Here is a 23,070-nt window from a genome sequence, read left to right as displayed (position 1 = left end):
CGATAAATGGAGGAAACGCAATGAAGTGGAAAAAATATACACTGACAACAACAACTGCAGCGGAGGATCTGGTCTCCGCGACGCTGGACGATATCGGCATCGAGGGCGTCATGATCGAGGACAATATCCCGCTGACCGATGAGGAGACCAAGGGAATGTTCATTGACATTCTGCCGGAACTTCCGCCGGATGAGGGTGTTTCCCGGATTTCCTTCTATCTGGATGACGACGAAAATGCGGATGCCATGCTTCAGAAGGCAAAGGAGGCGCTGGCGGAGCTCGCGCAGTTCACGGACCTCGGCGCCTGCACCATCGAGGAATCCGAGACTGAGGACAAGGACTGGATCAACAACTGGAAGCAGTATTTCAAGCCGTTTACCGTGGACAATATCCTGATCAAGCCGACCTGGGAGCCGGTGCCGGAAGAGCACAAGGATAAACTCATGATCCAGATCGATCCGGGCACAGCCTTCGGAACCGGTCTGCATGAGACGACCCAGCTCTGCATCCGCCAGCTTGAAAAGTATATCAAGGGCGGCGAGCAGATTCTTGATGTGGGAACCGGAAGCGGTATTCTCGGCATCGCGGCGCTGAAGCTGGGCGCCGGTTATGTCTTTGGCACGGATCTGGATGAAAATGCCATCGATGCCGTGGCGGAGAACCTTGCGTCCAACGATATTGCCAGGGACAAGTTTGATGTCCTTCAGGGCAACCTTCTCTCCGGCGGTCCGGATAATCAGACCGAGGAGGAGACCAGAGCCGTTCAGGAAAAAGTCGGCTTTGAAAAATATGATATCGTGACCGCGAATATCCTTGCGCCGGTGATCATCGGACTGGTTCCGGAGATCCCGCAGCATCTGAAAAAGGGCGGCGTATTCATCACTTCCGGTATCATCAATACCAAGGAAGAGGATGTAGTGGCGGCATTTCAGGCGGAGCCGTCCCTGAAGATCGTGGAGATCAATCATCAGGGCGAGTGGGTCAATGTGACAGCAGTGAAGGAGTGACCGGAGCATGTACCATTTCTTTGTGGAACCGGATCAGATCGAAGAAGAGCGGATCACGATTCTCGGTGAGGATGTCAATCACATCGGCAATGTTCTCCGCATGAAGCCGGGAGAAAAAGTGCTGATCAGCGCGGAGGGAGAGATGGACCGCCTCTGCGGAATCGAGGAAATCCGCCGGGATGAGGTGATTTGCCGGATTCTGGAAGTGCGGAAGGAAAACAATGAACTTCCGGCGCGCATCCATCTGTATCAGGGACTGCCGAAGAGCGACAAGATGGAACTCATCATCCAGAAGGCGGTGGAGCTCGGAGCATACCGCATCGTTCCGGTGTTGACGAAGAATACGGTCGTGAAGCTGGATGCCAAAAAGGCAGAGTCCAAAGTGAAGCGCTGGAATGCCATCGCGCTGGCGGCTGCCAAGCAGTCCAAGCGGAGCGTGATCCCGGAGGTTGCTCCGGTGATCTCTTTCGGGCAGGCACTGGAAGAAGTGAAGGGATTCGACCTGAAGCTCATTCCGTATGAGAACGCAGACGGGATGGCGAAGACGAGAGAACTTCTGGGAAAGGCGGCGCCGGGACAGGATATCGCCGTATTCATCGGACCGGAGGGCGGTTTTGATCCGGGAGAGATCGAAAAGGCCCAAGACGCCGGTACCGAGCCGGTCACGCTGGGAAAGCGGATCCTCCGCACGGAGACCGCGGGACTCTGCATCCTGTCTGCACTGATGATGCAGCTCGACGACTGCTGAAAAGCGATGAAGGCCGATAACGGCAAACAGAACTAAATAAGACAAAATCACCAAAGCTTAGAAAAGAAAGAACAATGGAAGCATATTTTGACAACTCTGCGACGACCAGAGTATATGACGAAGTCGCCGAAGCCGTCCTCCGTGCCATGACAACGGATTACGGAAACCCGTCTTCCATGCACACGAAGGGAATGGAAGCGGAAAATCTGGTCCGTGAGGCAAGAAAGACCATCGCGGATACCCTGAAAGTAACCGAGCGGGAGATTGTGTTCACTTCCGGCGGAACGGAGTCCAACAATATGGCGCTCTACGGAACGGCATACTCGATGCGCCGTATGGGAAAGCACATCATTACCAGCGGCGTGGAACATGCGTCGATCTATCAGCCGCTGACCTTTCTGGAAGAGATGGGATATGAGATCACCTATCTTCCGGTGGATGAGAACGGACACATTTCCCTGGAACAGCTCAGGGAATCCATCCGGAAAGACACGATTCTGGTGTCCATCATGTATGTGAACAACGAGATCGGTGCAGTGGAGCCGGTGGAGGAGATCGCGAAGGTGATCCATGAGACCAATCCGCGAACTGTCTTCCATGTGGACGCGATTCAGGCATACGGAAAATACCGGATCCGCCCGAAGAAGATGGGCATCGATCTTCTGTCGGTCAGCGGTCACAAGATCCACGGACCGAAGGGGACGGGGTTCCTGTATATCGGAGAGAAGATTCATGTCCATCCCATTATTCTCGGCGGCGGGCAGCAGAGAGATATGCGTTCCGGAACGGAAAATGTTCCCGGCTGCTACGGTCTCGGCGTTGCCGCAAAGATGGCCTATACGGGATTTGAAAAACGGATTGACCGCCTCTATGAACTCCGGGACCGACTGATCAGCGGACTTCACGAGATCGAGGGAACCACGGTCAACGGATTTGAGGACCGGAGAAATGCGCCGCAGATTGTCAGCTGCAGCTTTGAAGGCATCCGGGCGGAGGTTCTCCTCCATGCGCTGGAGCGAAAAGAGATCTATGTCTCTTCCGGATCTGCCTGCTCGTCCAATCATCCGGGCATCAGCGGCACGCTGAAGGCGATCGGCGTGAAGAAAGAACTTCTGGATTCCACGCTTCGATTCAGCCTTGGAAGCTTTAACAATGAAGAACAGATCGATTATGTCATCGCGCAGCTGAAAGAGATCCTGCCGGAACTGAGAAAATTCCGCAGGTATTAATTTAGGAGAATAATATGTTTCATTCATTTTTGATCAAATACGCCGAGATCGGCATCAAGGGCAAGAACCGTTATCTTTTTGAAGATAAGCTGATCTCCCACATCAATACCGTTCTTCGTCCGCTGGACGGAAAATTTCTTGTCACCAAGGAGGCGGGACGCATTTACGCGGACGCATCCGAAGAATTTGATTTTGACGAGGTGGTGGATGCCCTGAAGAGAGTATTCGGCATCGCAGCCATCTGCCCGCTGGTTCGCATTGAGGATAAGGGCTTTGATGACCTGAAGGAGCAGGTTGTGAAATATGTCGGTGATGTGTACGCAGACCGTCACTTCACCTTTAAAGTCAACAGCCGCCGTATCAACAAGGCATATCCGGGAACCTCCGAGACGATCAACGCCGATCTCGGCGAGGTTCTGCTGCAGGCATATCCGGAGCTGAAGGTCGATGTACACCATCCGGAAATGCTGCTGAACGTGGAGATCCGCAAGACCTGCGTCAACATTTACTCTCTGGTGATTCCGGGGCCGGGCGGTATGCCGGTGGGAACCAACGGAAAGGCAATGCTTCTTCTGTCCGGCGGAATCGACAGCCCGGTGGCGGGATACATGATCGCAAAGCGCGGCGTTGTGCTGGAGGCGACGTATTTCCATGCACCGCCGTACACCAGCGAGAGAGCAAAGCAGAAGGTAGTGGATCTGGCAAAGCAGGTTTCCAAGTATTCCGGAAATATCCGGCTGCATGTCATCAACTTTACCGACATTCAGATGTATATTTATCAGAACTGTCCGCATGATGAGCTCACCATCATCATGAGACGCTACATGATGAAGATCGCGGAGAAGCTGGCACAGAAGAACGGCTGCCACTGCCTTGTGACCGGCGAGTCCATCGGTCAGGTGGCATCCCAGACCATGCAGTCTCTGCAATGTACCGACGCGGCAGTGGAGCACATGCCGGTCTTCCGTCCGCTGATCGCGTTTGACAAGCAGGATATCGTCGACATTTCCTACAAGATCGGAACCTATGAAACCTCGATCGAGCCGTACGAGGACTGCTGCACGATCTTTGTGGCAAAGCATCCGGTGACCAAGCCGTTCCTCGATACGATTGAAAAGAGCGAGAAGAATCTTGAAGAGAAGATCGATGAGATGGTACAGACTGCGATTGACACGGAAGAAGTCATCGCGTGCTGGTAAAATAAGGAAGCGCAAATCCACTAAGCTCGAAAATACCAGCCGCAGCACGCTATTTCACTAAGCGGCAAAGCCGCTAAGTGAAGTTTGAAAGTAAACTTTCAAACTCTGATTGACGGCTCAAATAGACAAGCAAGCTTGTCTGCTTGAGCCTGGAGGACAAAATATGTGTCGCTAAGTGCTTCGCCCAAAAAAAAGCCGGACTCCTTTCGGGAAGTCCGGCTTATGTATGACTTATATTCGATGTCGGATGGCGTACAATGAAGATCTGCCTTCATCAGGCGATGATGTACGGTGCCAGAGTGGCAAGAACTTTGTCCAGTTTCTCGCCCGGATCGCACTGGATATTCAGGTCGATCGGCTTGGAGAGATCGAGGGAAAAGATACCCATGATGGATTTTGCATCGACAACATATCTTCCGGATACAAGGTCAAAATCAACATCAAACTTTGCAAGGTCATTGACGAAAGCCTTGACTTTATCGATAGAATTTAAGGAAATCTGAACAGTTTTCATGAAAACGCCCTCCATTCAAAAAAATTAGTAAATATAATTAATAGTACAAATCAGTGACGTAAAAGTCAATGGGAAATGTATGCACGATTTTTCATACAGCCCCGCCTGAAATGGAGGAAACATTTGAGGAAAAAAGTTTGAAAGTAAACTTTCAAACTTTGATTGACGACTCAAATAGACAAGCAAGCTTGTCTGCTTGAGCCAGGAGGACAAAAATATGCGAAAAGCTGCTTTTCATACACTGGGCTGCAAAGTCAATTCCTGGGAGACGGAAGCGATGGAACAGCTTCTGGAAGCCGACGGATACGAGATTGTTCCGTTTACGGAAAAGGCAGATGTCTATGTAATCAATACCTGTTCGGTGACGAATGTGGCGGACCGGAAATCCCGCCAGATGCTTCATCGGGCGAAGAAAATGAACCCGGACGCGGTTGTCGTGGCAGCGGGATGCTATGTGCAGTCGGCCGAGGGGGCGCTGAAACAGGATGACGCCGTGGATCTCATCGTCGGCAATGACCGGAAGACGGAGCTTTCCCGACTTCTGAATGAGTATCTCGCGGAGCGCGGAGCGGGAAAACGGGAAAAGAAGGAAGATGTCCTCGATATGAATGAGGTTCATGAATTTGAGGACCTTCACATCAGCCGCACCGAGGAACACACCCGGGCTTTCATCAAAGTGCAGGACGGCTGCAATCAGTTCTGCAGCTACTGCATTATCCCGTACACCAGAGGCCGAATCCGGAGCAGAAGGCCGGGGGACGTGGTTCGGGAAGTCACGAGACTGGCCGCGTCCGGTTATAAGGAATTTGTCCTGACCGGAATCCATCTGGCGTCCTACGGAAAAGATTTCAAGGATGCGATGGAGGGCGCGGGAGATTCCAACATGAATCTTCTGGATCTCATCGTGATGCTGGATCGGGTGCCGGGCGTTGAGCGGATCCGCCTCGGTTCTCTGGAACCTCGCGTGGTGACGAGAGAATTTGCCCAGACGATTGCGACACTCCGCACCATCTGTCCGCATTTCCACCTCTCGCTGCAGAGCGGCTGCGACGCGACGCTGGAGCGGATGAACCGTCATTACACAGCCAAAGAATATTTATACAGTTGCGATGAGCTGCGGGAGGCGTTTGACCACCCGGCCATCACGACGGACGTCATTGTCGGTTTTCCGGGAGAGACAGAGGAAGAATTCGAAGAATCCCGAAGGTTCCTTGAAAAGGTGAACTTTTACGAGATGCACGTATTCCGCTATTCGAGAAGAAAGGGGACCCGCGCGGACCGCATGGATCACCAGATTCCGGAAGCGGAGAAAGAGAAGCGCAGCGACATTCTGATCCGGATGGGCGATGAGATGTCAAAGGAGTTCCGCCGCTGGTACCTCGGAAAGGAAACGGAAGTGCTTCTGGAGGAACCGGTGGAGATTGACGGCGTCAAATACATGATGGGGCACACCCGGGAGTATGTCAAAGGCGCTGTTCCATACCGGGACGGGATGAAAAATGTCACCGTCCGCGGAACCTTTACCCGTATGCTGAACGACGAAGTTCTTCTGCTGGAATGACTCATTCTTAAAGAATTTTAAAGATGCGATCCGGCGCTCTTGTAGAATGATGTGCGTTATGTTAGAATGACGCATAGGTATAAAAAGGACGTGAAAACTATGGGCGATATTATGGATACACAATACTTCAGGGCCGTTCAGGACCAGAAGAAGATGGAAGTAGCAGATGTCATCAGACAGGTGTATGAGGCACTGACCGAGAAGGGTTACAATCCGATCAATCAGCTGGTCGGTTATATCATGTCCGGTGATCCGACATATATCACAAGCTACAAGAGCGCGCGCAGCCTGATCATGAAGGTGGAGCGTGACGAGATCGTGGAAGAACTGATGAAAGCTTACGTGGAAACGAAGCTCTCATGACGGAGATAAATGAGAAGTTCAGGTGCGAATGAAAGGCCGTGCAGCCCGATCCTGTGACGGGGATATGGGGCATGGTCTCATTTGCGTGATAAGATTTTTTTCTGCCCTGGAAAATGATGCAGATTTGCAGCAAAATCCCCCCGTACCTCCGCGAAAATGCGGACAAGGTGGTTTCGGCGGGAAAAGTATGCATATTTTCATCTGATAGGAACAGAAAAAGGTCCGATAGTATAGATAATGAGCAGGATACCGTATCCCGGGGACTTTTCCGCGGGCTGTGTCGGTGTGACGTGAAAAGGAAAAACTGAATATGAGAGTAATGGGACTGGATTTCGGGTCCAAAACCACCGGTGTGGCGGTCAGTGATGCGCTGGGAATCACGGCGCAGGGAGTGGAGACGATTACAAGGCCGGATGCGAATAAGCTTCGCAGAACCTGTGCCCGGATCGAGGAGCTGATCCGGGAGTATGAGGTCGAAAAAATCGTACTCGGATATCCGCTGAATATGAACGACACCGAGGGGGAACGTGTGGAGAAAACCCGGGAATTCAAGGCGATGCTGGAGAGAAGAACCGGTCTTCCGGTCATCTTGTGGGATGAGCGGCTGACAACGGTGGAAGCAGACCAGATTCTGATGGAGAGCGGTGTGCGCAGAGAGAACCGGAAAGCGGTCATCGACAAGATCGCGGCAGTGTTGATTCTGGAGAGCTGGATGAACGCACAGAAGCAGTGAGCAACAGAAAACGTGAGCCGCAGAAGCAGTAACTCGCAGAAGCCGTGAGACGCGGAAGCAGTGACCGGCAAAAAGAGGGCTTCGGCTTGCCGGAGGCAGACTGCGCCGGCAGGATACATTTTTCACTGAAATATAAAACATACAAATATGATATATATTTCCGGGGAAGCCCGGAGGATAACGGGAGAATTCAATGGCAGATAAGATGAATCATGCGGATTCCAAACGTGCGGAAGACGCGATCCGCAGTTTTCCGGACCACATTGTCTTTGTGGATGAAAATGGGGATAACGTAACATTTTATGTGATCGAGCAGACCAGAATGAGCGGAATGGACTATCTTCTGGTGACCGATCAGAAGGACGGGGACGGCGAGTGCTGGATTATGAAGGATATTTCCACGCCGGAAAGCCCGGAGAGCGAGTATGAATTCGTGGAAGACGACGTCGAGCTGGACGCGGTTTTCCGAATTTTTGAAGAACTGATGTCGGATTCCGGCATTGACATTACAAACTGATCATGACATTCATGTCCGAAAAAGTTTTCGGACCCGGATATAAATATTGCAGGTTGTCCGCGGAGCAGACAACTGACACAGGAGGATATTTTGAAGAAACAGAAAGAACAGGAACCGAACCACAATAAAATAAGAATCATTCCGCTGGGCGGACTGGAGCAGATTGGAATGAATATGACCGCATTTGAGTACGGCGACGATATCATCGTTGTGGACTGCGGCATGGCGTTCCCGAGCGATGATATGCTGGGAATCGATATGGTCATCCCGGATGTGACCTATCTGAAAGAGAATATTCATAAGGTGCGCGGCTTCGTGATCACCCACGGACACGAGGACCACATCGGCGCGCTGCCGTATGTTCTGCGTGAGATCCCGGCACCGGTCTATTCGACGAAACTGACCATCGGTCTGATCGAGAACAAGCTGAAAGAGCATGAGATGCTGCGCTCCACCAAAAGAAAAGTGATCCGCCACGGACAGTCTGTCAATCTCGGATGTTTCCGCGTGGAATTCATCAAGACCAACCACTCCATTCAGGATGCTTCCGCGCTGGCAATCTTCTCGCCGGCCGGTATCATTGTCCACACCGGAGACTTTAAGATCGATTACACCCCGGTATTCGGCGAACCGGCGGATCTTCCGCGCTTTGCCGAGCTGGGCAAGAAGGGCGTTCTCGCGCTGATGTGCGATTCCACGAACGCGATTCGCAAGGGATTCACGATGTCGGAGAAGACCGTCGGACAGCGCTTTGACTCGATTTTTTCCGAGCATCAGAACCAGCGAATCATCGTGGCGACTTTCGCCTCCAACGTTGACCGTGTGCAGCAGATCATCAACTCTGCCTACAAATACGGCCGAAAGGTTGTCGTAGAAGGCCGGAGCATGGTCAATGTCATCGGCGTTGCGACCGAACTCGGATACATCAATATCCCGGAGAACACACTGATCGACATCGATCATCTGAAGAATTACAAGCCGGAAAAGACCGTGCTTGTCACCACCGGAAGCCAGGGTGAGTCCATGGCGGCACTCTCCCGCATGGCGGCCAACATTCACAAGAAGGTATCCATTCGCCCGGGTGATGTCATCATCCTCAGCTCGACCCCGATTCCGGGAAATGAGAAGGCGGTAGCCAACGTCATCAATGAACTTGAGGCGAAGGGGGCAGAGGTCATCAACCAGGATACCCACGTTTCCGGACACGCCTGTGAGGAAGAGATCAAACTGATGTACTCTCTGGTGCGCCCGAAATACTCCATTCCGGTGCACGGCGAGTTCCGGCATCTGACCGCGCAGAAGCACATCGCAATCTCGATGGGCGTTCCGAAGGAAAATGTTGTCACCATGCAGACCGGCGATGTGATCGAGATCGGTGAGGAAGGCTGGGAGCTGAAAGATCATGTTCAGGCAGGCGGCGTTCTCGTGGACGGTCTCGGCATCGGCGATGTCGGCAACATTGTCCTCCGCGACCGTCAGAATCTGGCGGCAAACGGTATCATCATTGTGGTTCTCACGCTGGACCGCGCGTCGAATCAGCTTCTTGCGGGACCGGATATCGTCTCCAGAGGCTTCGTCTATGTGCGTGAATCCGAGGACCTGATGGGAGAAGCGCAGAACATCGTGGACGATGCCGTTCAGGACTGCCTTGACCGCAATATCAGCGACTGGGGCAAGATCAAACATGTGATCCGCGACAGCCTCAGCGGTTATCTGTGGAAGAAAATGAAGAGAAATCCGATGATCCTGCCGATCATCATGGAAGTCGACGAATAAAGCTGCAACAGATCGAAAAGCCGCCGTCCGGGAAGGAGAGGAACCATGAGTGTAATCAAAGAACTGAACCGCATTATGTCTGCGGTTCTCGGAACCTCAATCCGACTTCTCCTGATCCTGATGGCGGTGTTCCTTCTCTATGAGGGATCGGTCCGCGGCTACCGGTTCGGCTACCGGCTGTTCTCGCCGGATACCTGGGATGAACAGCAGGGGATCACGGAACTGCCGGCACTGGACCGTGATTTTGAGGTGCGCAAGGGGGAATCCATCGAGGAGATCGCAGCAGATCTCGCCGATCAGGATCTCATCTGGAACCGGAATGCCTTCTGGCTGACCGCCCGCTTTTATGAGTACAAGCCCCAGCCGGGGGTCTACCGCATCAACCGGAATATGAATATCCGTGAGATTCTGGATGCGATTTCCGGAAAGGGCACCGAAGAAAAGGAAACAAAGGAAACATCAGCAAAATCATGATAACAGATCAGCGAATCAGAGATTATATCGGATCGCTGGACCGCGGAAATGGAGCACTTCTCGACGGGATCGAGGAGCGCGCTCTCCGGGACCGTGTTCCGATTGCAAAAAAAGAGACACAGGCACTGTTGAAGACGATGGTGGTACTGACAAAGCCGGAGAAAATCCTGGAGGTCGGTACTGCTGTCGGCTTTTCTGCGCTTTTGATGGCCGGCGTTATGCCGGAACACTGCCGCATCACAACAATCGAAAAATTTGAGAAGCGGATCCCGGAGGCGAAAGCCAATTTCGCCGCGGCAGACATGGAGAACCGCATTACCCTTCTGGAAGGGGACGCCGAAGAGATCCTTGCGGGGCTGGAACCCGGATACGGTTTGATCTTTATGGACGCGGCAAAAGGCCAGTATATCAACTGGCTTCCGCAGGTGCGCCGGCTCCTTGTGCCGGGAGGGCTTCTGATCTCCGACAATGTTCTGCAGGACGGAGAGACCGCTCTTTCACGCTATGCAGTCGGAAGACGCGACCGCACGATTCACACGAGAATCCGGGAGTACATCTGGGAACTGACGCACTGCGATGACTTTGAGACATCCATTCTCCCGGTAGGAGACGGCGTTGCCCTGAGTGTGAAGAAGTGAGAGAAAAAGATATATAATTCGAAAAAAACGATATAATAGATACAGTAGGAGAGTTCAATGAAAAAACCAGAATTACTGATTCCGGCCGGAAGCCTGGAAGTGATGAAGACAGCGATCCGATACGGAGCAGATGCGGTATACTGCGGAGGCGAGGAATTCAGCCTGCGCGCCAAAGCAAAGAATTTCAGCGACGAGGATCTGGCGGAGGGAATCCGCTATGCCCATGAGCACGGGGTAAAGGTTCACATCACCGCGAACATCCTTGCACACAATTATGATTTCCCGGAAGTCGAGGAATTCATGAAGAAGATGAAGGAACTGAAGCCGGATGCCATGATCATCAATGATCCGGGTATCTTTATGACCGCAAGACGGATCTGCCCGGAAATCGACATCCATATCAGTACCCAGTCCAGCAGCACAAACTACGAGACATTCAAGTTCTGGCATGATCTCGGCGCGACCCGCGTGGTGGCTGCAAGAGAGCTCTCTCTGGAGGAGATCCGTCAGATTCGCGCGAAGGTGCCGGAAGATCTGGAGATTGAGGCCTTTGTCCACGGCGCGATGTGCATGTCCTACTCCGGCCGCTGCATGCTGAGCAATTTCTTCACCGGCCGCGACGCGAACCGCGGCGAGTGCACGCATCCGTGCCGGTGGAGATATTCCATCGTGGAGGAGACCAGACCGGGCGAGTATATGCCGGTATACGAAAACGAGCGCGGAACCTACATTTTCAACTCAAAGGATCTGTGCATGATCGACTACATCCCGGAACTTTGCGAGGCGGGCATCGATTCCTTTAAACTGGAAGGAAGAATGAAGACGGCGCTCTATGTGGCAACCATCGCCAGAACCTACCGCAAAGCGATCGATGATTATTATGAGGATCCGGAGAAATACCGCAGAAATCTTCCGTGGTACCGGGATGAGATCGCAAGATGCACCTATCGTGAGTTTACAACCGGGTTCTATTTCGGAAAACCGGATACGAATGCACAGATCTATGACAGCAACACCTATGTAAAGAATTATACCTATCTTGGCACGGTGCGCAGTCTGGAGGAGGACGGCACCGCGGTTTTTGAGCAGAAGAACAAGTTCTGTGTCGGCGATGTGATCGAGATCATGAAGCCGGACGGCACGGATCTTACGGCAAAAGTGCTGTCGATCCGCAGCGACGACGGTGAGGAACAGGATTCCGCGCCGCATCCGCTGCAGAATCTTCATGTGAAGCTGGATCAGAAGGTGGAAGAAGGAGATATTCTTCGCGTGGAAGCTGCCGCGGAGTAAGCAAAACCGTTTGCGAAACGGAAGCTGCCGCAGAGTAAGCAGAACCGTTTGCGGAATGGAAGCTGCCGCGGAGTAAGCAGAACCGATTGCGGAACGGAAGCCACCGCGGAGTAAGCGGAAATGTTTGCCGAAGGAATGGTCCGCAGTAAGCGGATGGCGTGAGGTTTGCCGGCTTTGCCGGCGGGCAAAGAGATAAAGAGAATAACGGGGGTGGAGATATGATCAGGATATTCGAACTGATATCGGCGGGATGCCTTATATATGCGGCAATCCTGGCCGTATATTCCGGTCTGACCACCTCCTTTTTTGTGTTCTGGCCGCTGATGAGCATCCTGTTTGCGGGGCTTTCCCTTTGGGTTCGCTACACACAGACGAATCCGGTGGAACTTCAGGTCAAGGTGCGCGTGATCACGATTATGGCAGCGGCAACGGCAATTTTCCTCGCGGCGGAGGCGGTGATTCTGATCGGACTTTTCCGGGCGGATGAGCGTTTCGGCCCGGAGGACAAAAAGCCGGAATACTGCATTGTCCTTGGCGCCGGACTGAAGGACGGAAAGCCGTCCGTCTCTCTGGAACGCCGGCTGGAGCGGGCCTATGAGTATCTTCAGGAGAATCCGGGAGTCATTCTCGTTCTGTCCGGCGGAAAAGGGAAGGACGAGATTATTCCGGAGGCGGAAGCGATGCGCGTCTGGATGAAGGAACATCATGTTCCGGAATACTGCTATCTGATTGAAAACCGTTCGGAAAACACGGTGCAGAATATCGAATGCAGTCTTGCGGTGATCCGGAAGCATGTTGAGTCAAAGACATTGGTTCCGGTGCGGGTGACGCTGCGGAGCAGTGTGGAAGACGGTCCGCCGGAGGAAAGGGCGATGCCCGAAGAACGGGAAGCGGAACCGTACCGTCTCCCGCCGACGGCCGTTCTGACCAGTGATTTTCATGTCTATCGCGCACTGAAAATCTTTCAGCGCACTGCGGGCGTGACCTGTGCGGGCATTTCCGCAAAGACCGACCCGGTGATGATGCTTCACCTCTGGGTGAGAGAAGGCGTGGCACTGTTAAAGGATAAGTTCGTCGGGAATATCTGATTTGCGACGGAGGCCGGAAATCCCGACCGGACGGAAGAAAAAAATGAGTCCGGAAAGAGACCATAAAGGACCGGGCTGCAGATCACAGAACCGAAGGCAGAATACAGAACCATAGAGAGAAAAAAGAAAGGAACAGAGAACTCGGATGAAACTTGAAGAACTTTCGAACTACCGTCTGATCAGAAGAAATGCGATTCCGGAGCTGAACGGCGAGGGAATTCTGATGGAACATATCAAAACAGGGGCAAAATTCTTTCTGGTATCCAATGATGACGACAACAAAGTATTCACCATTGCGTTCCGCACAAGACCGTCGGACAGCACCGGCGTCGCTCACATTATGGAGCACAGCGTTCTGTGCGGATCGGAGAAATTTCCGGTTAAGGATCCCTTTGTGGAACTGGTCAAGGGTTCGCTCAACACATTTCTGAATGCGATGACTTATCCGGATAAGACCGTATATCCGGTGGCGAGCTGCAATGAGCAGGATTTCCAGAATCTGATGGATGTCTACATGGACGCGGTGCTTCATCCGAATATCTATAAGACCGAGAAGATCTTCCGGCAGGAAGGCTGGCACTATGAGGCGGAGGATGAGAACAGTCCCATCACGGTGAACGGCGTGGTCTACAATGAGATGAAGGGTGCATTTTCGTCTCCGGACAGCGTTCTTGAGCGCGCGACAACCACCGCTCTCTATCCGGATACCACATACAGCGTGGAGTCCGGCGGCGATCCGAAGGATATTCCGAATCTGACCTACGGGCAGTTTCTGGATTTCCACCGCACGTTCTATCATCCGAGCAACAGCTATATTTATCTCTACGGCGATATGGACATGGCTCAGAAACTGGACTGGCTCGACCGGGAGTATCTTTCCAAATACGATCATAAAGAGATCGATTCGGAGATTCAGTATCAGAAGCCTTTCGACGAGATCCGCGAACTGCGGGTGCCGTACTCCGTGACGGAAGATCAGCCGACGGACCATGCGGCGTACCTCTCACTGAACATGGCCATCGACGATAAAATTGACAGCACCCTTCACATCGGACTTCAGGTTCTGGAGTACGTCCTTCTGGATGCGCCGGGAGCGGTTTTGAAGCGCGAACTGGTGAAGGCCGGTATCGGCGACGACATCTATGGCGGCTACGACAGCGGCATGCGTCAGCCGTATTTTTCCGTGGTCGCAAAAGACGCGGAGGAGGGACAGAAGGAGGAGTTCCTCCGGATCATCCGGGAGACGCTGGAGAAAACGGCAAAAGAGGGAATCAGCAAACGATCCCTGCTGGCCGGCATCAACTATTACGAGTTCCGGCTTCGCGAGGCGGATTTCGGGAGCTTCCCGAAGGGACTGGCATACGGTCTGCAGTGCTTTGATTCCTGGCTGTACGGCGAGGATCCGGAAATGTACCTTCGCTACAATGAAGCCTTTGAATATCTGAAAAAGGCCGTGGATGAGGGATATTTTGAGGGGCTGATCCGCCGATATCTTCTGGACAACCGGTTTGCCGCGGTGGTGATCGCATATCCGGAGAAGAATCTGGATGAGAAGCAGGATAAAGAGCTGACGGAAAAAATGGCGGCGTACCGGGAAAGTCTTTCTGCTGACGAGATCCGCGGCATTGTGGATTTCGCGAAGGAGCTGAAGATTTATCAGGAGACGCCGGATTCCAAGGAGGACATGGAGAAGATTCCGCTGCTCCGCCGGGATCAGATCAAGCGGGAGCCGGAAAAATTATCGCTGGAGGCTGCTTCCGTAAAATCGGCGGACAGGGAGATCACGGTCTTAAAGCACGAATTCTTCACTTCCGGCATTGATTACATGCGTCTTCTCTTTGAGACCGACCGTGTGCCGTCGGAAGACCTTCCGTACGTGACCTTCCTCAAACAGGTTATCGGATATATCGCAACGGAGAAGTATTCGCTGGAAGAGCTCAGCGATGAGATGGATCTCGTGACCGGCGGTATCGGCGCGGATATGGTGAACTATGTGGATTTTGACCGTCACCATGAATTCCGCGGCTTCCTTGCGCTGAGCCTGAAAGTTCTGGATGAACGTCTGGAAGACGGAATGGCGCTTCTGGAAGAGATTCTCCTTCGCTCCCGGCTTCACGACACGGACCGCCTGAAGGAAGTGCTGGATGAGATGAAGTCCCGTCAGCAGACAAAACTGAACAACGCCTCCCATATGGCGGCGGCGCTCCGGGCCGGTTCCTACATCGCGAAAGACCGCGCCTGGGATGAGATGACCGGCGGCATCACCTACTATGACTTCCTCTGCGGACTCTCAAAGGATTTTGAGTCCCGAAAGGAAGCGATCGCCGATAAGCTTGCGGAGGTTGCCGGAAAGCTCTTTACGAGAGAGAACCTGACGTTCAGCTTTACGGCGGATCATGACGGAATCGCGCATATGTGCAGGGCGGCGGAGAAATTTGCCGCGGCACTCCCGAAAGGCAGCGGCGAGACCTTCCCGTTTGAGTGGAAGGAAAATCTGGCCAATGAAGGCTTCCGCGTACCGTCACAGGTGAACTATGTGGCCCGCAGCGGCGATTTCCGCGCAGCCGGCTATTCCTATGACGCGGCGCTGAAAGTGCTGAAGGTCATTCTCGGATATGAGTATCTCTGGAAAAATGTACGAGTAAAGAACGGCGCTTACGGTGTGATGTTCGGCACCGGCCGCTCCGGAATCGGAAACTTTGTCTCCTATCGGGATCCGAAACTGCGCGAGACCGATGAGATCTACCGCACCGTGCCGGATTACATGGAAAACTTTGTGGCGGATGAGCGCGAGATGACAAAGTATGTCATCGGCACGGTCAGCGATCTGGATACGCCGCTTGCCCCGCAGTATAAGGGACTCCGGGGGGATTCCGCGTACTTCTCTCACGTGACGGACGAAATGCTGACCCGGGAGAGAGGGCAGGTACTCGACTGCACGCCGGAGGATATCCGCCGCCTGGCACCGATTGTCCGGGCAATTCTGGAGACCGGCGCGTTCTGCACGGTGGGATCCGGAAGCGCCATCGACGCGAACAAAGAGATGTTTAAAGAGACAAGAAATCTGTTCCAGTAAGATACGAAGAGGCACACCGCAAAAAGTCATACTGCCAAGAGGCACACCGCAAAGAGGTTGCACTGCAGAGAGGACTGTGTGGCGGTGCGCGGAGATACTATCTGAGATAAGGCGGCAATTGCCTGACTGCGGTGTGACTTCCCGATTGTGGCGGTAACTTCCCGACTGCGGCGGTGACGGCACGGCAGAAGAGAACAGGATGAAGGAGATATGGAAGATATGGAAGGAAAGAACGGATTTCATTCCGGTTTTGTGACGCTGATCGGGCGGCCGAATGTCGGCAAATCGACTCTGATGAACCATCTGATCGGACAGAAGATCGCGATCACGTCCGCGAAGCCGCAGACAACGCGGAACCGGATCCAGACGGTCTACACCGATGAGCAGGGTCAGATCATTTTCCTGGATACGCCGGGAATTCTGAAGGCCCGTCACAAGTTGGATGAATATATGCTGGAGACCGCGGAGGAGACGCTGGCCGAGGTCGACGCGGTGCTGTGGCTTGTCGAGCCGGCAAGTTACGTCGGGGAAGGTGATCAGTATATCGCAAAGATCCTCGCTGCGGCGAAAAAGCCGGTGATTCTGGTCATCAACAAGATCGATCAGGCGGACAAAGAGAAGCCGGAGGAGGCGAAGAATGCGTTCTCCGGACTGATGGATTTTGCCGGGATCGCGGAAGTATCCGCTCTCCGGGGCATCGGCGTGGATGCGCTTCGCAGGAAAATCATGAGTGTTCTTCCGGTGGGACCGCAGTTCTTTGACGAGGAGACGGTCACCAACCAGTCCATGCGGGAGATCGCGGCGGAGATTGTCCGCGAGAAGGCGCTCCGCCTTCTGAAGGAAGAGGTTCCCCACGGCATCGCGGTGGTCATCGACTCGATGAAACAGCGCGGAAACGGCCTCTGGGACATTGACGCGTCCATCGTCTGCGAGAAAGATTCCCACAAGGGCATCGTCATTGGAAAGGGCGGCGCCATGCTGAAGCGTATTGGTTCTCAGGCGAGAAAAGACATCGAGGACATGGTTCAGGATCAGGTCAATCTTCAGCTCCATGTCAAGGTGCGCAAGGACTGGCGAGACAGCGAGCTGTACATGAAGAATTTCGGCTATGAGATGAAGAACGGGAAAAAATGATGTCTGCGGGCGGACTGCCGGCAGAGGGAAAGGCTGTCTATGAGAGATCTCGTAAAGCTCAGCGGCATGGTGCTCTCCGCATCGCCGGTGGGGGATTATGACCGGCGCTTGGTGATTCTGACCCGCGAGAGGGGAAAAATCACGGCGTTCGCGCGGGGGGCGAAGCGCAGCAACTCGACGCTCCGCGCGGCGGCGGCTCCCTTTGTTGCGGGAACATTTTCCCTTGCGGAAGGAAGAGACTCCTATAACCTTTATTCTGCGGAAGTTGACGATTACCATGCGGAACTGGCGATGGATCCGGAAGCGGTCTGCTATGCATCGTATTTCTGTGAGTTTGCCTCGTACTACGGCCGGGAAGGGATCGAAGCGGGAAACGTGATCGATCTTCTCGAGGCCGCGTTCACCGCCATTCGGGAGGACCGGGTGCCGAACGTCATGGTGCGCCGGGTTTATGAACTGCGGCTGATGGTCCTGAACGGCGAATATACGGAGACTATGCCGGGGGGCGAGTACAGCGATGCGGCCCGGTACGCCTGGTACGTGTCCGCCACAAGACCGGTTGACAACCTGTTTTCCTTCCGGCTGAAGGACGAGCCGATGCGGGAGTTCGGACACGCGGTGGACCGGAACATCGCTCGCTTTGTGGACCGGCATTTTCACTCGCTGGATGTGCTGAAGGTGATGGTGTAAATCCGACGGAGAACGTCACCGCCGTCAGGGAGCGGGGGAAAACAGCGGTAAGACGAAGGGGCCGTCAGGGCAGGATTCCGGGCTGCGTTTCAGTCTGCCACGGGATACGGAAACACAGAAGGAAAAGGCTGCTTAAGACAAGAATACAGGCCGGAAAAAACGGCGGGAAGCTTTAACATCGGGAAGGAGAAGACGGGATGACAGACGCACAGTTTCAGCGAAAAGTGACCTGGCTCAGTTTCCTCTGCTGCGTCCTCGTTATCTGGAATCACGCGGGAAACGCGGATCTTTTTCTTCCGGGTCAGGGGACGAACGGTTTTCTGTGGCGGTTTGAATATGAATACGCCTATTCGGTCATCCGCGCGGATATCCCGTTTTTCCTGATGATTTCCGGATACCGGTTTTTCCGCGGTTTTGAGCTGAAAAAACTTCCGGGCAAATGGTTACGGAGAGTGCGTTCGCTTCTTGTTCCGTATCTACTGTGGAATCTTCTGTACTATGCCGCAGATGCGGCGGCAAGCCGGATTCCGTTGCTTTCGGAGATTACGGGACGGACCGGGATTCCGGTCACGGCAGAGGAGATCATCCGCGCGGCGGTATTTTTTACACATAATCCGGTGTTCTGGTTCATGTTTCAGCTGATCCTACTGGTAATTCTCGCCCCGGTGATCTGGATCTTTCTCCGGTCGAAGGCGGGATGTCTCGTGATGCTCGCGGGCTTCGCCGTGCTCTGGTATGTCTGGCCGGCTGTGCCGGTCCTGAATCCGGACGCGCTGATCTACTTCAGCCTCGGCGGGATGGCGGCCGTCCGGTTCCGGAACGTGACCGAGCAGGCATGGAGCATAAAGCAGCTTTTGCTCGGATGCGCGTCGCTCGCGGCGGCAGCGGCGTTTTACCGGTATTACCGGATCGTTCAGACCCCACAGCCGATCGTACTTTATTCGATTCTGGTACCGGCAGGACTCTGGCTGGTATTCAATGAAAGGTGGATTTCGAAGGACGGGATCCGCCCGTGGATGAAAGAGACATTTTTTATATATGCCTTTCATTTTGTCGTGGTCCGTGCCGTCAATAAGACGGTTGTCCGCATTTTCCCGGGAAATGGCATCGTGGCGGCGATTCTCTTTACGGTTATGCCGCTGATCGCGGTGGCGGTATGCCATGGGCTTGCGGGATTTCTGCGGAAGAATGTTCCGCCGCTGTATTCGCTTCTGAACGGCGGCCGGGGGTGAATGCGGATCCGGTGATGCAACGGTTTCAGATGAATGGTACATCCGGCGGAACGGCGGATCTGAGTGAATGCGTGTCCCGAGGAATCTGAGGTTTCGGATGAATGGTACAATCAGCGGAACGGCGGATCTGGATGCCCGCGGATTTGCCGAACAGTTTCGAGAGGACACTGAACGGATGTAAGGGAACGCCGCGGCTTACAGGCGGAGGAAGGGATGGAATTCCTTCTTGAAAAGCGTAATGAAAGCATATATACTAAATTCTACGTGTAAATAATTTAACACTTTTATGAGATGAACCCCGGCAGCCAGCCGGCGGTCATGAGGAGGATCAAGATGGAAAAGACAATGGAGAAGATCGTTGCCCTCGCAAAAGCAAGAGGATTTGTTTATCCGGGTTCCGAGATTTACGGCGGACTTGCGAACACATGGGATTACGGTCCGCTCGGAGTTGAGCTGAAGAACAATGTAAAGAAAGCATGGTGGCAGAAGTTCGTACAGGAAAGCCCGTACAATGTCGGCGTAGACTGCGCGATTCTGATGAATCCGCAGACATGGATCGCTTCTGGACATCTCGGCAGCTTCACCGATCCTCTGATGGACTGCAAGGAGTGCCACGAGAGATTCAGAGCCGACAAACTGATCGAGGACTGGTGCGCAGAGAACAATTTCGCACTGGAAGGTTCCGTTGACGCATGGTCCAACGAGCAGATGCAGGACTTCATTGCTGAGCACGGAATCGCATGCCCGAGCTGCGGCAAGAGCAACTGGACCGATATCCGTCAGTTCAATCTGATGTTCAAGACATTCCAGGGCGTAACCGAGGATGCGAAAAATGCGGTTTATCTGAGACCGGAGACTGCTCAGGGTATTTTTGTAAACTTCAAGAACGTTCAGAGAACATCCCGCAAGAAGGTTCCGTTCGGAATCGGACAGATCGGTAAGTCTTTCCGTAACGAGATCACACCGGGCAACTTCACCTTCCGTACCAGAGAGTTCGAGCAGATGGAGCTGGAGTTCTTCTGCAAGCCGGATACCGATCTGGAGTGGTTCGCATACTGGAAGCAGTACTGCATCGACTGGCTGCAGGGCCTCGGCATCAAGCCGGAAGAGATGAGAGCGAGAGACCACGAGAAGGAAGAGCTGAGCTTCTATTCCAAGGCAACCACCGATCTGGAGTTCCTGTTCCCGTTCGGATGGGGCGAGCTCTGGGGTATCGCAGACAGAACCGACTATGACCTTTCCCGTCATCAGGAAGTATCCAAGCAGGATCTCTCCTATTTCGACGACGAGACCAAGGACAGATATATTCCGTACGTTATCGAGCCGTCTCTGGGTGCTGACCGCGTAACGCTGGCATTCCTGTGCGCAGCATACGATGAAGAGACACTGGAGGGCGGCGATGTCAGAACCGTGATGCATTTCCACCCGGCTCTGGCTCCGGTGAAGATTGCGGTTCTTCCGCTGTCCAAGAAACTGGGCGAGGAAGCGGAGAAGCTTTACTTCGAGCTGGCAAAGACCTATCACTGCGAGTACGACGACAGAGGCGCAATCGGCAAGAGATACAGAAGACAGGATGAGATCGGTACTCCGTTCTGCATCACCTACGATTTCGATACCGAGAATGACCATGCTGTAACCGTACGTGACCGCGACACCATGCAGCAGGTTCGTATTCCGATCGCAGAGCTGAAGGATTACTTCGCAGACAAGTTCACATTCTGATCGGTCTGAAGAGAACAAGACAAAGATAAGACATTTTCAAAGCTCCATCCGGCGTTGTGCCGGCTGGAGCTTATGTTGGTTTCATGGCAAATGTCAAAAATCTTTTTGTTTTGACGTTTACTGTAAATCCGCAGCATAACGGGAATAGGAGGTGACGGGGTTGAAGAAAATATCCCTGTTCGACGGAACAACAATCACGCTGGAAGATATCCTGAACGCCCGGTCGGCGCGGGCCGAACGACAGAAGGTACTTCTTGCGGAAGGCGGGGCGGCCCTTGTCAGCTTTGCACTGAATATGCCGGGACCGGTAAAACAGTCCGTCACCGCAAAACGGGTCTTTGAAGAGGGGTTACGGGAAATCCGGAAAGCCATTGAATCGCTGAGCGGGACAGTTCCGGGGGCGGAGAAGGCAGCAGCGGAGACATCGGGCAAGATGGCGACGGAAAAAGGCAGAGTGATCCTCCGGGAGGAAACGTCCCATGAGACGACCGGAAGCCAGGCATTCTTTCTCATGGACCTTCCTGCGGACCGTATCAAGAAGAAAATGACGGAGATCGAGGAATACCATGCGCTTGGCCGTCTCTTCGATATCGATGTGATCGGACCGGACGGGATTCCGCTTTCCAGAACGCAGTTCGGACTTCCGGCGAGAACCTGCATGATCTGCGGGGAGAACGCCAAGATCTGCGCCAGAAGCGGAGCGCACAGCGCGGAGATCATCGCCTACACGCTGGATGATCTGGTGCACTCTTATTTTCGGGATAAAGAGGCGGACCGCGTTGCCATCTGCGCCACCAGGGCACTGCTCTATGAGGTGTCCACGACACCGAAGCCGGGACTGGTGGACCGCGCCAATCAGGGGTCCCACAGCGATATGGATTATTTCACCTTTGTGGACAGCAGCGCGACGCTCTGCCACTGGTTCCGCGACATGTTCTGTGTCGGCTGGGACCATGCGGATGATTCGCCGGAGGAATTATTCCGGAGACTCCAGTTTATCGGAAAAATGGCGGACCGCGCCATGTTCCGGGCAACCGGTGGCGTCAATACCCATCAGGGACTGATCTATGCGGTAACGATCATTGCGGCCGCCATCGGAAAAATGATGCGGACCGGATCGGCAGAGGAGATCCCGGAAAAGGAGCTGATCGAAGAATGCCGAAGAATCGGCCGCTGCTCCCTTCAGGAAAAATTCGGCAGTTCCGGGAAATTGACGAAGACGGCATTCGGCGCCAGAGGAGAAGCGGCAGAAGGCTTTCCGCATGCGCTCAACATCGGACTTCCGGCGATCCGCAGGTGGCTTGCGGAAGGGTGTTCTCTGAATGACGCGTCCTGCGCGGCGCTTCTTGCCATCATCGCGGAGACGGAGGATACGAATATGATCCGCCGTGGCGGAAGCGGGGAGGCGGAACGGCGAAGAGAAGAAGCGAGGGAGATTATGCGCTCCATGACGGCGGAAACCATTGTGGCGGATATATCAAAATTGGATAGCGACTATATCCGGCATCATCTCAGTCCCGGCGGAAGCGCGGATATTCTCGCGATTTCTCTGTTATTTTGCTTCTGCGAAGAAGAGGGGATTCTCACCGGGGATCCTGCTTGACATTCGGAGCGTGCGGGATTATAAAGAGAGTAATTCGATCGAATGAATATCATGAAAAAACGAAAAATAGCATAATTTTTGATTTTATTGCGCAATGAGGCACATTTTGCGGGAGAACCTGCAGAATGTGCCTTTTTTGTAGTGCGCCTAGCGGCGCACGTTTCTAACGGGTTAAAGTCCCGAATCCGCCCGGTAGTGGGAAGGATATAGCCGAAAGCAAGGGCGTCCGTCGCGAGACGGAATCTGAAGGAAGCTGGATGTGGGGAACATACTAACCCACGGGCAAATCTCTGGTCTGACGAACAGAAATCTCATATGAGGTTATGCATGAGGGTAAGGCTGCTATACAAGTCGAAGCCCAATAACTACACGGAATCATGCATGATAAATGAGGCAGATGGATGGAGAGGAAGAAATGTGTGGTACCTAGGGAGGTCTGCGTGAAACGCTCTGAAAGGAGTAACCACCGTACAAGG

Annotated in this window: 20 protein-coding genes; 19 read left to right on the top strand and 1 reads right to left on the bottom strand. The window is 53.5% G+C overall.

Annotated elements, in window-relative coordinates; genetic code table 11:
- Positions 1 to 20 precede the first annotated feature (20 nt).
- The 4 genes from prmA (at position 21) to thiI (ending at position 4,183) form a co-directional block, all read left to right on the top strand.
- Positions 21 to 1,007 (top strand): 50S ribosomal protein L11 methyltransferase, encoded by a 987-nt coding sequence (gene prmA, locus BMW41_RS04335; protein WP_074649017.1) that lies wholly within the window; start codon positions 21 to 23, stop codon positions 1,005 to 1,007.
- A 7-nt stretch (positions 1,008 to 1,014) separates the two neighbouring features.
- On the top strand, positions 1,015 to 1,755 hold the full coding sequence (locus BMW41_RS04330) for a 16S rRNA (uracil(1498)-N(3))-methyltransferase (RefSeq protein ID WP_074649016.1): 741 nt from the start codon (positions 1,015 to 1,017) through the stop codon (positions 1,753 to 1,755).
- A gap of 74 nt (positions 1,756 to 1,829) precedes the next feature.
- Entirely contained in the window at positions 1,830 to 2,984 is a 1,155-nt protein-coding gene (locus BMW41_RS04325; protein WP_074649015.1) for a cysteine desulfurase family protein, read from the top strand.
- Between the two features lie 14 nt (positions 2,985 to 2,998).
- The gene (thiI, locus tag BMW41_RS04320; protein WP_074649014.1) at positions 2,999 to 4,183 is read left to right on the top strand and encodes a tRNA uracil 4-sulfurtransferase ThiI; all 1,185 of its coding nucleotides are present in this window, start codon (positions 2,999 to 3,001) and stop codon (positions 4,181 to 4,183) included.
- 274 nt (positions 4,184 to 4,457) lie between these two features.
- On the opposite strand, the gene BMW41_RS04315 is transcribed toward thiI, so the two are convergent.
- Positions 4,458 to 4,697 carry an HPr family phosphocarrier protein gene (locus BMW41_RS04315; protein WP_031473044.1) on the bottom strand — a complete coding sequence of 80 codons (240 nt, stop codon included), beginning with the start codon at positions 4,695 to 4,697 and terminating at the stop codon, positions 4,458 to 4,460.
- 217 nt (positions 4,698 to 4,914) lie between these two features.
- Between BMW41_RS04315 and mtaB the strand changes: the two genes are divergently transcribed.
- From mtaB to BMW41_RS04240, 15 genes are all read left to right on the top strand, one after another.
- Complete coding sequence (gene mtaB, locus BMW41_RS04310; protein WP_074649013.1) at positions 4,915 to 6,258, top strand: tRNA (N(6)-L-threonylcarbamoyladenosine(37)-C(2))-methylthiotransferase MtaB; 1,344 nt, start codon at positions 4,915 to 4,917, stop codon at positions 6,256 to 6,258.
- A 99-nt stretch (positions 6,259 to 6,357) separates the two neighbouring features.
- Positions 6,358 to 6,621 carry an IreB family regulatory phosphoprotein gene (locus BMW41_RS04305; protein WP_074649012.1) on the top strand — a complete coding sequence of 88 codons (264 nt, stop codon included), beginning with the start codon at positions 6,358 to 6,360 and terminating at the stop codon, positions 6,619 to 6,621.
- 310 nt (positions 6,622 to 6,931) lie between these two features.
- Positions 6,932 to 7,354, top strand: coding sequence for a Holliday junction resolvase RuvX (gene ruvX / locus BMW41_RS04300; RefSeq protein ID WP_074649011.1), 423 nt, complete (start codon positions 6,932 to 6,934; stop codon positions 7,352 to 7,354).
- Between the two features lie 193 nt (positions 7,355 to 7,547).
- On the top strand, positions 7,548 to 7,871 hold the full coding sequence (locus BMW41_RS04295; protein WP_242870296.1) for a DUF1292 domain-containing protein: 324 nt from the start codon (positions 7,548 to 7,550) through the stop codon (positions 7,869 to 7,871).
- A 90-nt stretch (positions 7,872 to 7,961) separates the two neighbouring features.
- Positions 7,962 to 9,647, top strand: a complete 1,686-nt coding sequence (locus tag BMW41_RS04290; RefSeq protein WP_074649010.1) for a ribonuclease J — start codon at positions 7,962 to 7,964, stop codon at positions 9,645 to 9,647.
- A 45-nt stretch (positions 9,648 to 9,692) separates the two neighbouring features.
- Complete coding sequence (locus BMW41_RS04285) at positions 9,693 to 10,121, top strand: endolytic transglycosylase MltG (protein WP_074649009.1); 429 nt, start codon at positions 9,693 to 9,695, stop codon at positions 10,119 to 10,121.
- Positions 10,118 to 10,759: an O-methyltransferase gene (locus tag BMW41_RS04280; RefSeq protein WP_074649008.1), complete on the top strand. Its 642-nt coding sequence runs from the start codon at positions 10,118 to 10,120 to the stop codon at positions 10,757 to 10,759. The genes BMW41_RS04285 and BMW41_RS04280 overlap by 4 nt, the downstream gene beginning before the upstream one ends.
- Before the next feature lie 57 nt (positions 10,760 to 10,816).
- On the top strand, positions 10,817 to 12,049 hold the full coding sequence (locus BMW41_RS04275) for a peptidase U32 family protein (protein WP_074649007.1): 1,233 nt from the start codon (positions 10,817 to 10,819) through the stop codon (positions 12,047 to 12,049).
- 218 nt (positions 12,050 to 12,267) lie between these two features.
- Positions 12,268 to 13,137, top strand: coding sequence for a YdcF family protein (locus BMW41_RS04270; RefSeq protein WP_074649006.1), 870 nt, complete (start codon positions 12,268 to 12,270; stop codon positions 13,135 to 13,137).
- A 145-nt stretch (positions 13,138 to 13,282) separates the two neighbouring features.
- A complete protein-coding gene (locus tag BMW41_RS04265; protein WP_074649005.1) occupies positions 13,283 to 16,213 on the top strand; it encodes an insulinase family protein in 2,931 nt (976 codons plus the stop codon).
- A 219-nt stretch (positions 16,214 to 16,432) separates the two neighbouring features.
- On the top strand, positions 16,433 to 17,347 hold the full coding sequence (era, locus tag BMW41_RS04260; RefSeq protein ID WP_074649040.1) for a GTPase Era: 915 nt from the start codon (positions 16,433 to 16,435) through the stop codon (positions 17,345 to 17,347).
- Positions 17,348 to 17,386: 39 nt separating this feature from the next.
- Positions 17,387 to 18,037: a DNA repair protein RecO gene (recO, locus tag BMW41_RS04255; RefSeq protein ID WP_074649004.1), complete on the top strand. Its 651-nt coding sequence runs from the start codon at positions 17,387 to 17,389 to the stop codon at positions 18,035 to 18,037.
- 197 nt (positions 18,038 to 18,234) lie between these two features.
- A complete protein-coding gene (locus BMW41_RS04250; RefSeq protein ID WP_074649003.1) occupies positions 18,235 to 19,269 on the top strand; it encodes an acyltransferase family protein in 1,035 nt (344 codons plus the stop codon).
- A 333-nt stretch (positions 19,270 to 19,602) separates the two neighbouring features.
- Complete coding sequence (locus BMW41_RS04245) at positions 19,603 to 20,991, top strand: glycine--tRNA ligase (protein WP_074649002.1); 1,389 nt, start codon at positions 19,603 to 19,605, stop codon at positions 20,989 to 20,991.
- A gap of 160 nt (positions 20,992 to 21,151) precedes the next feature.
- Positions 21,152 to 22,594 carry a triphosphoribosyl-dephospho-CoA synthase gene (locus tag BMW41_RS04240; RefSeq protein ID WP_074649001.1) on the top strand — a complete coding sequence of 481 codons (1,443 nt, stop codon included), beginning with the start codon at positions 21,152 to 21,154 and terminating at the stop codon, positions 22,592 to 22,594.
- The last annotated feature ends 476 nt before the right edge of the window (positions 22,595 to 23,070 follow it).

It is taken from the genome of [Clostridium] aminophilum (assembly GCF_900101295.1).
GTDB classification, from domain to species: domain Bacteria; phylum Bacillota; class Clostridia; order Lachnospirales; family Lachnospiraceae; genus Clostridium_R; species Clostridium_R aminophilum_A.
The sequence above is the reverse complement of the archived record's forward strand: the minus strand, read 5'-3'. Positions and strand labels throughout refer to the sequence as shown.

Bases quoted from the DNA above. Each gene is read 5' to 3' on its own strand.
- BMW41_RS04250 (WP_074649003.1), top strand. From the start codon at position 18,235: ATGACAGACGCACAGTTTCAGCGAAAAGTGACCTGGCTCAGTTTCCTC.
- BMW41_RS04315 (WP_031473044.1), bottom strand. From the start codon at position 4,697: ATGAAAACTGTTCAGATTTCCTTAAATTCTATCGATAAAGTCAAGGCT.
- era (WP_074649040.1), top strand. From the start codon at position 16,433: ATGGAAGGAAAGAACGGATTTCATTCCGGTTTTGTGACGCTGATCGGG.
- BMW41_RS04275 (WP_074649007.1), top strand. From the start codon at position 10,817: ATGAAAAAACCAGAATTACTGATTCCGGCCGGAAGCCTGGAAGTGATG.
- BMW41_RS04285 (WP_074649009.1), top strand. From the start codon at position 9,693: ATGAGTGTAATCAAAGAACTGAACCGCATTATGTCTGCGGTTCTCGGA.
- BMW41_RS04325 (WP_074649015.1), top strand. From the start codon at position 1,830: ATGGAAGCATATTTTGACAACTCTGCGACGACCAGAGTATATGACGAA.
- thiI (WP_074649014.1), top strand. From the start codon at position 2,999: ATGTTTCATTCATTTTTGATCAAATACGCCGAGATCGGCATCAAGGGC.
- BMW41_RS04245 (WP_074649002.1), top strand. From the start codon at position 19,603: ATGGAAAAGACAATGGAGAAGATCGTTGCCCTCGCAAAAGCAAGAGGA.
- BMW41_RS04305 (WP_074649012.1), top strand. From the start codon at position 6,358: ATGGGCGATATTATGGATACACAATACTTCAGGGCCGTTCAGGACCAG.
- recO (WP_074649004.1), top strand. From the start codon at position 17,387: ATGAGAGATCTCGTAAAGCTCAGCGGCATGGTGCTCTCCGCATCGCCG.
- mtaB (WP_074649013.1), top strand. From the start codon at position 4,915: ATGCGAAAAGCTGCTTTTCATACACTGGGCTGCAAAGTCAATTCCTGG.
- BMW41_RS04330 (WP_074649016.1), top strand. From the start codon at position 1,015: ATGTACCATTTCTTTGTGGAACCGGATCAGATCGAAGAAGAGCGGATC.
- BMW41_RS04270 (WP_074649006.1), top strand. From the start codon at position 12,268: ATGATCAGGATATTCGAACTGATATCGGCGGGATGCCTTATATATGCG.
- prmA (WP_074649017.1), top strand. From the start codon at position 21: ATGAAGTGGAAAAAATATACACTGACAACAACAACTGCAGCGGAGGAT.
- BMW41_RS04280 (WP_074649008.1), top strand. From the start codon at position 10,118: ATGATAACAGATCAGCGAATCAGAGATTATATCGGATCGCTGGACCGC.
- BMW41_RS04295 (WP_242870296.1), top strand. From the start codon at position 7,548: ATGGCAGATAAGATGAATCATGCGGATTCCAAACGTGCGGAAGACGCG.
- ruvX (WP_074649011.1), top strand. From the start codon at position 6,932: ATGAGAGTAATGGGACTGGATTTCGGGTCCAAAACCACCGGTGTGGCG.
- BMW41_RS04265 (WP_074649005.1), top strand. From the start codon at position 13,283: ATGAAACTTGAAGAACTTTCGAACTACCGTCTGATCAGAAGAAATGCG.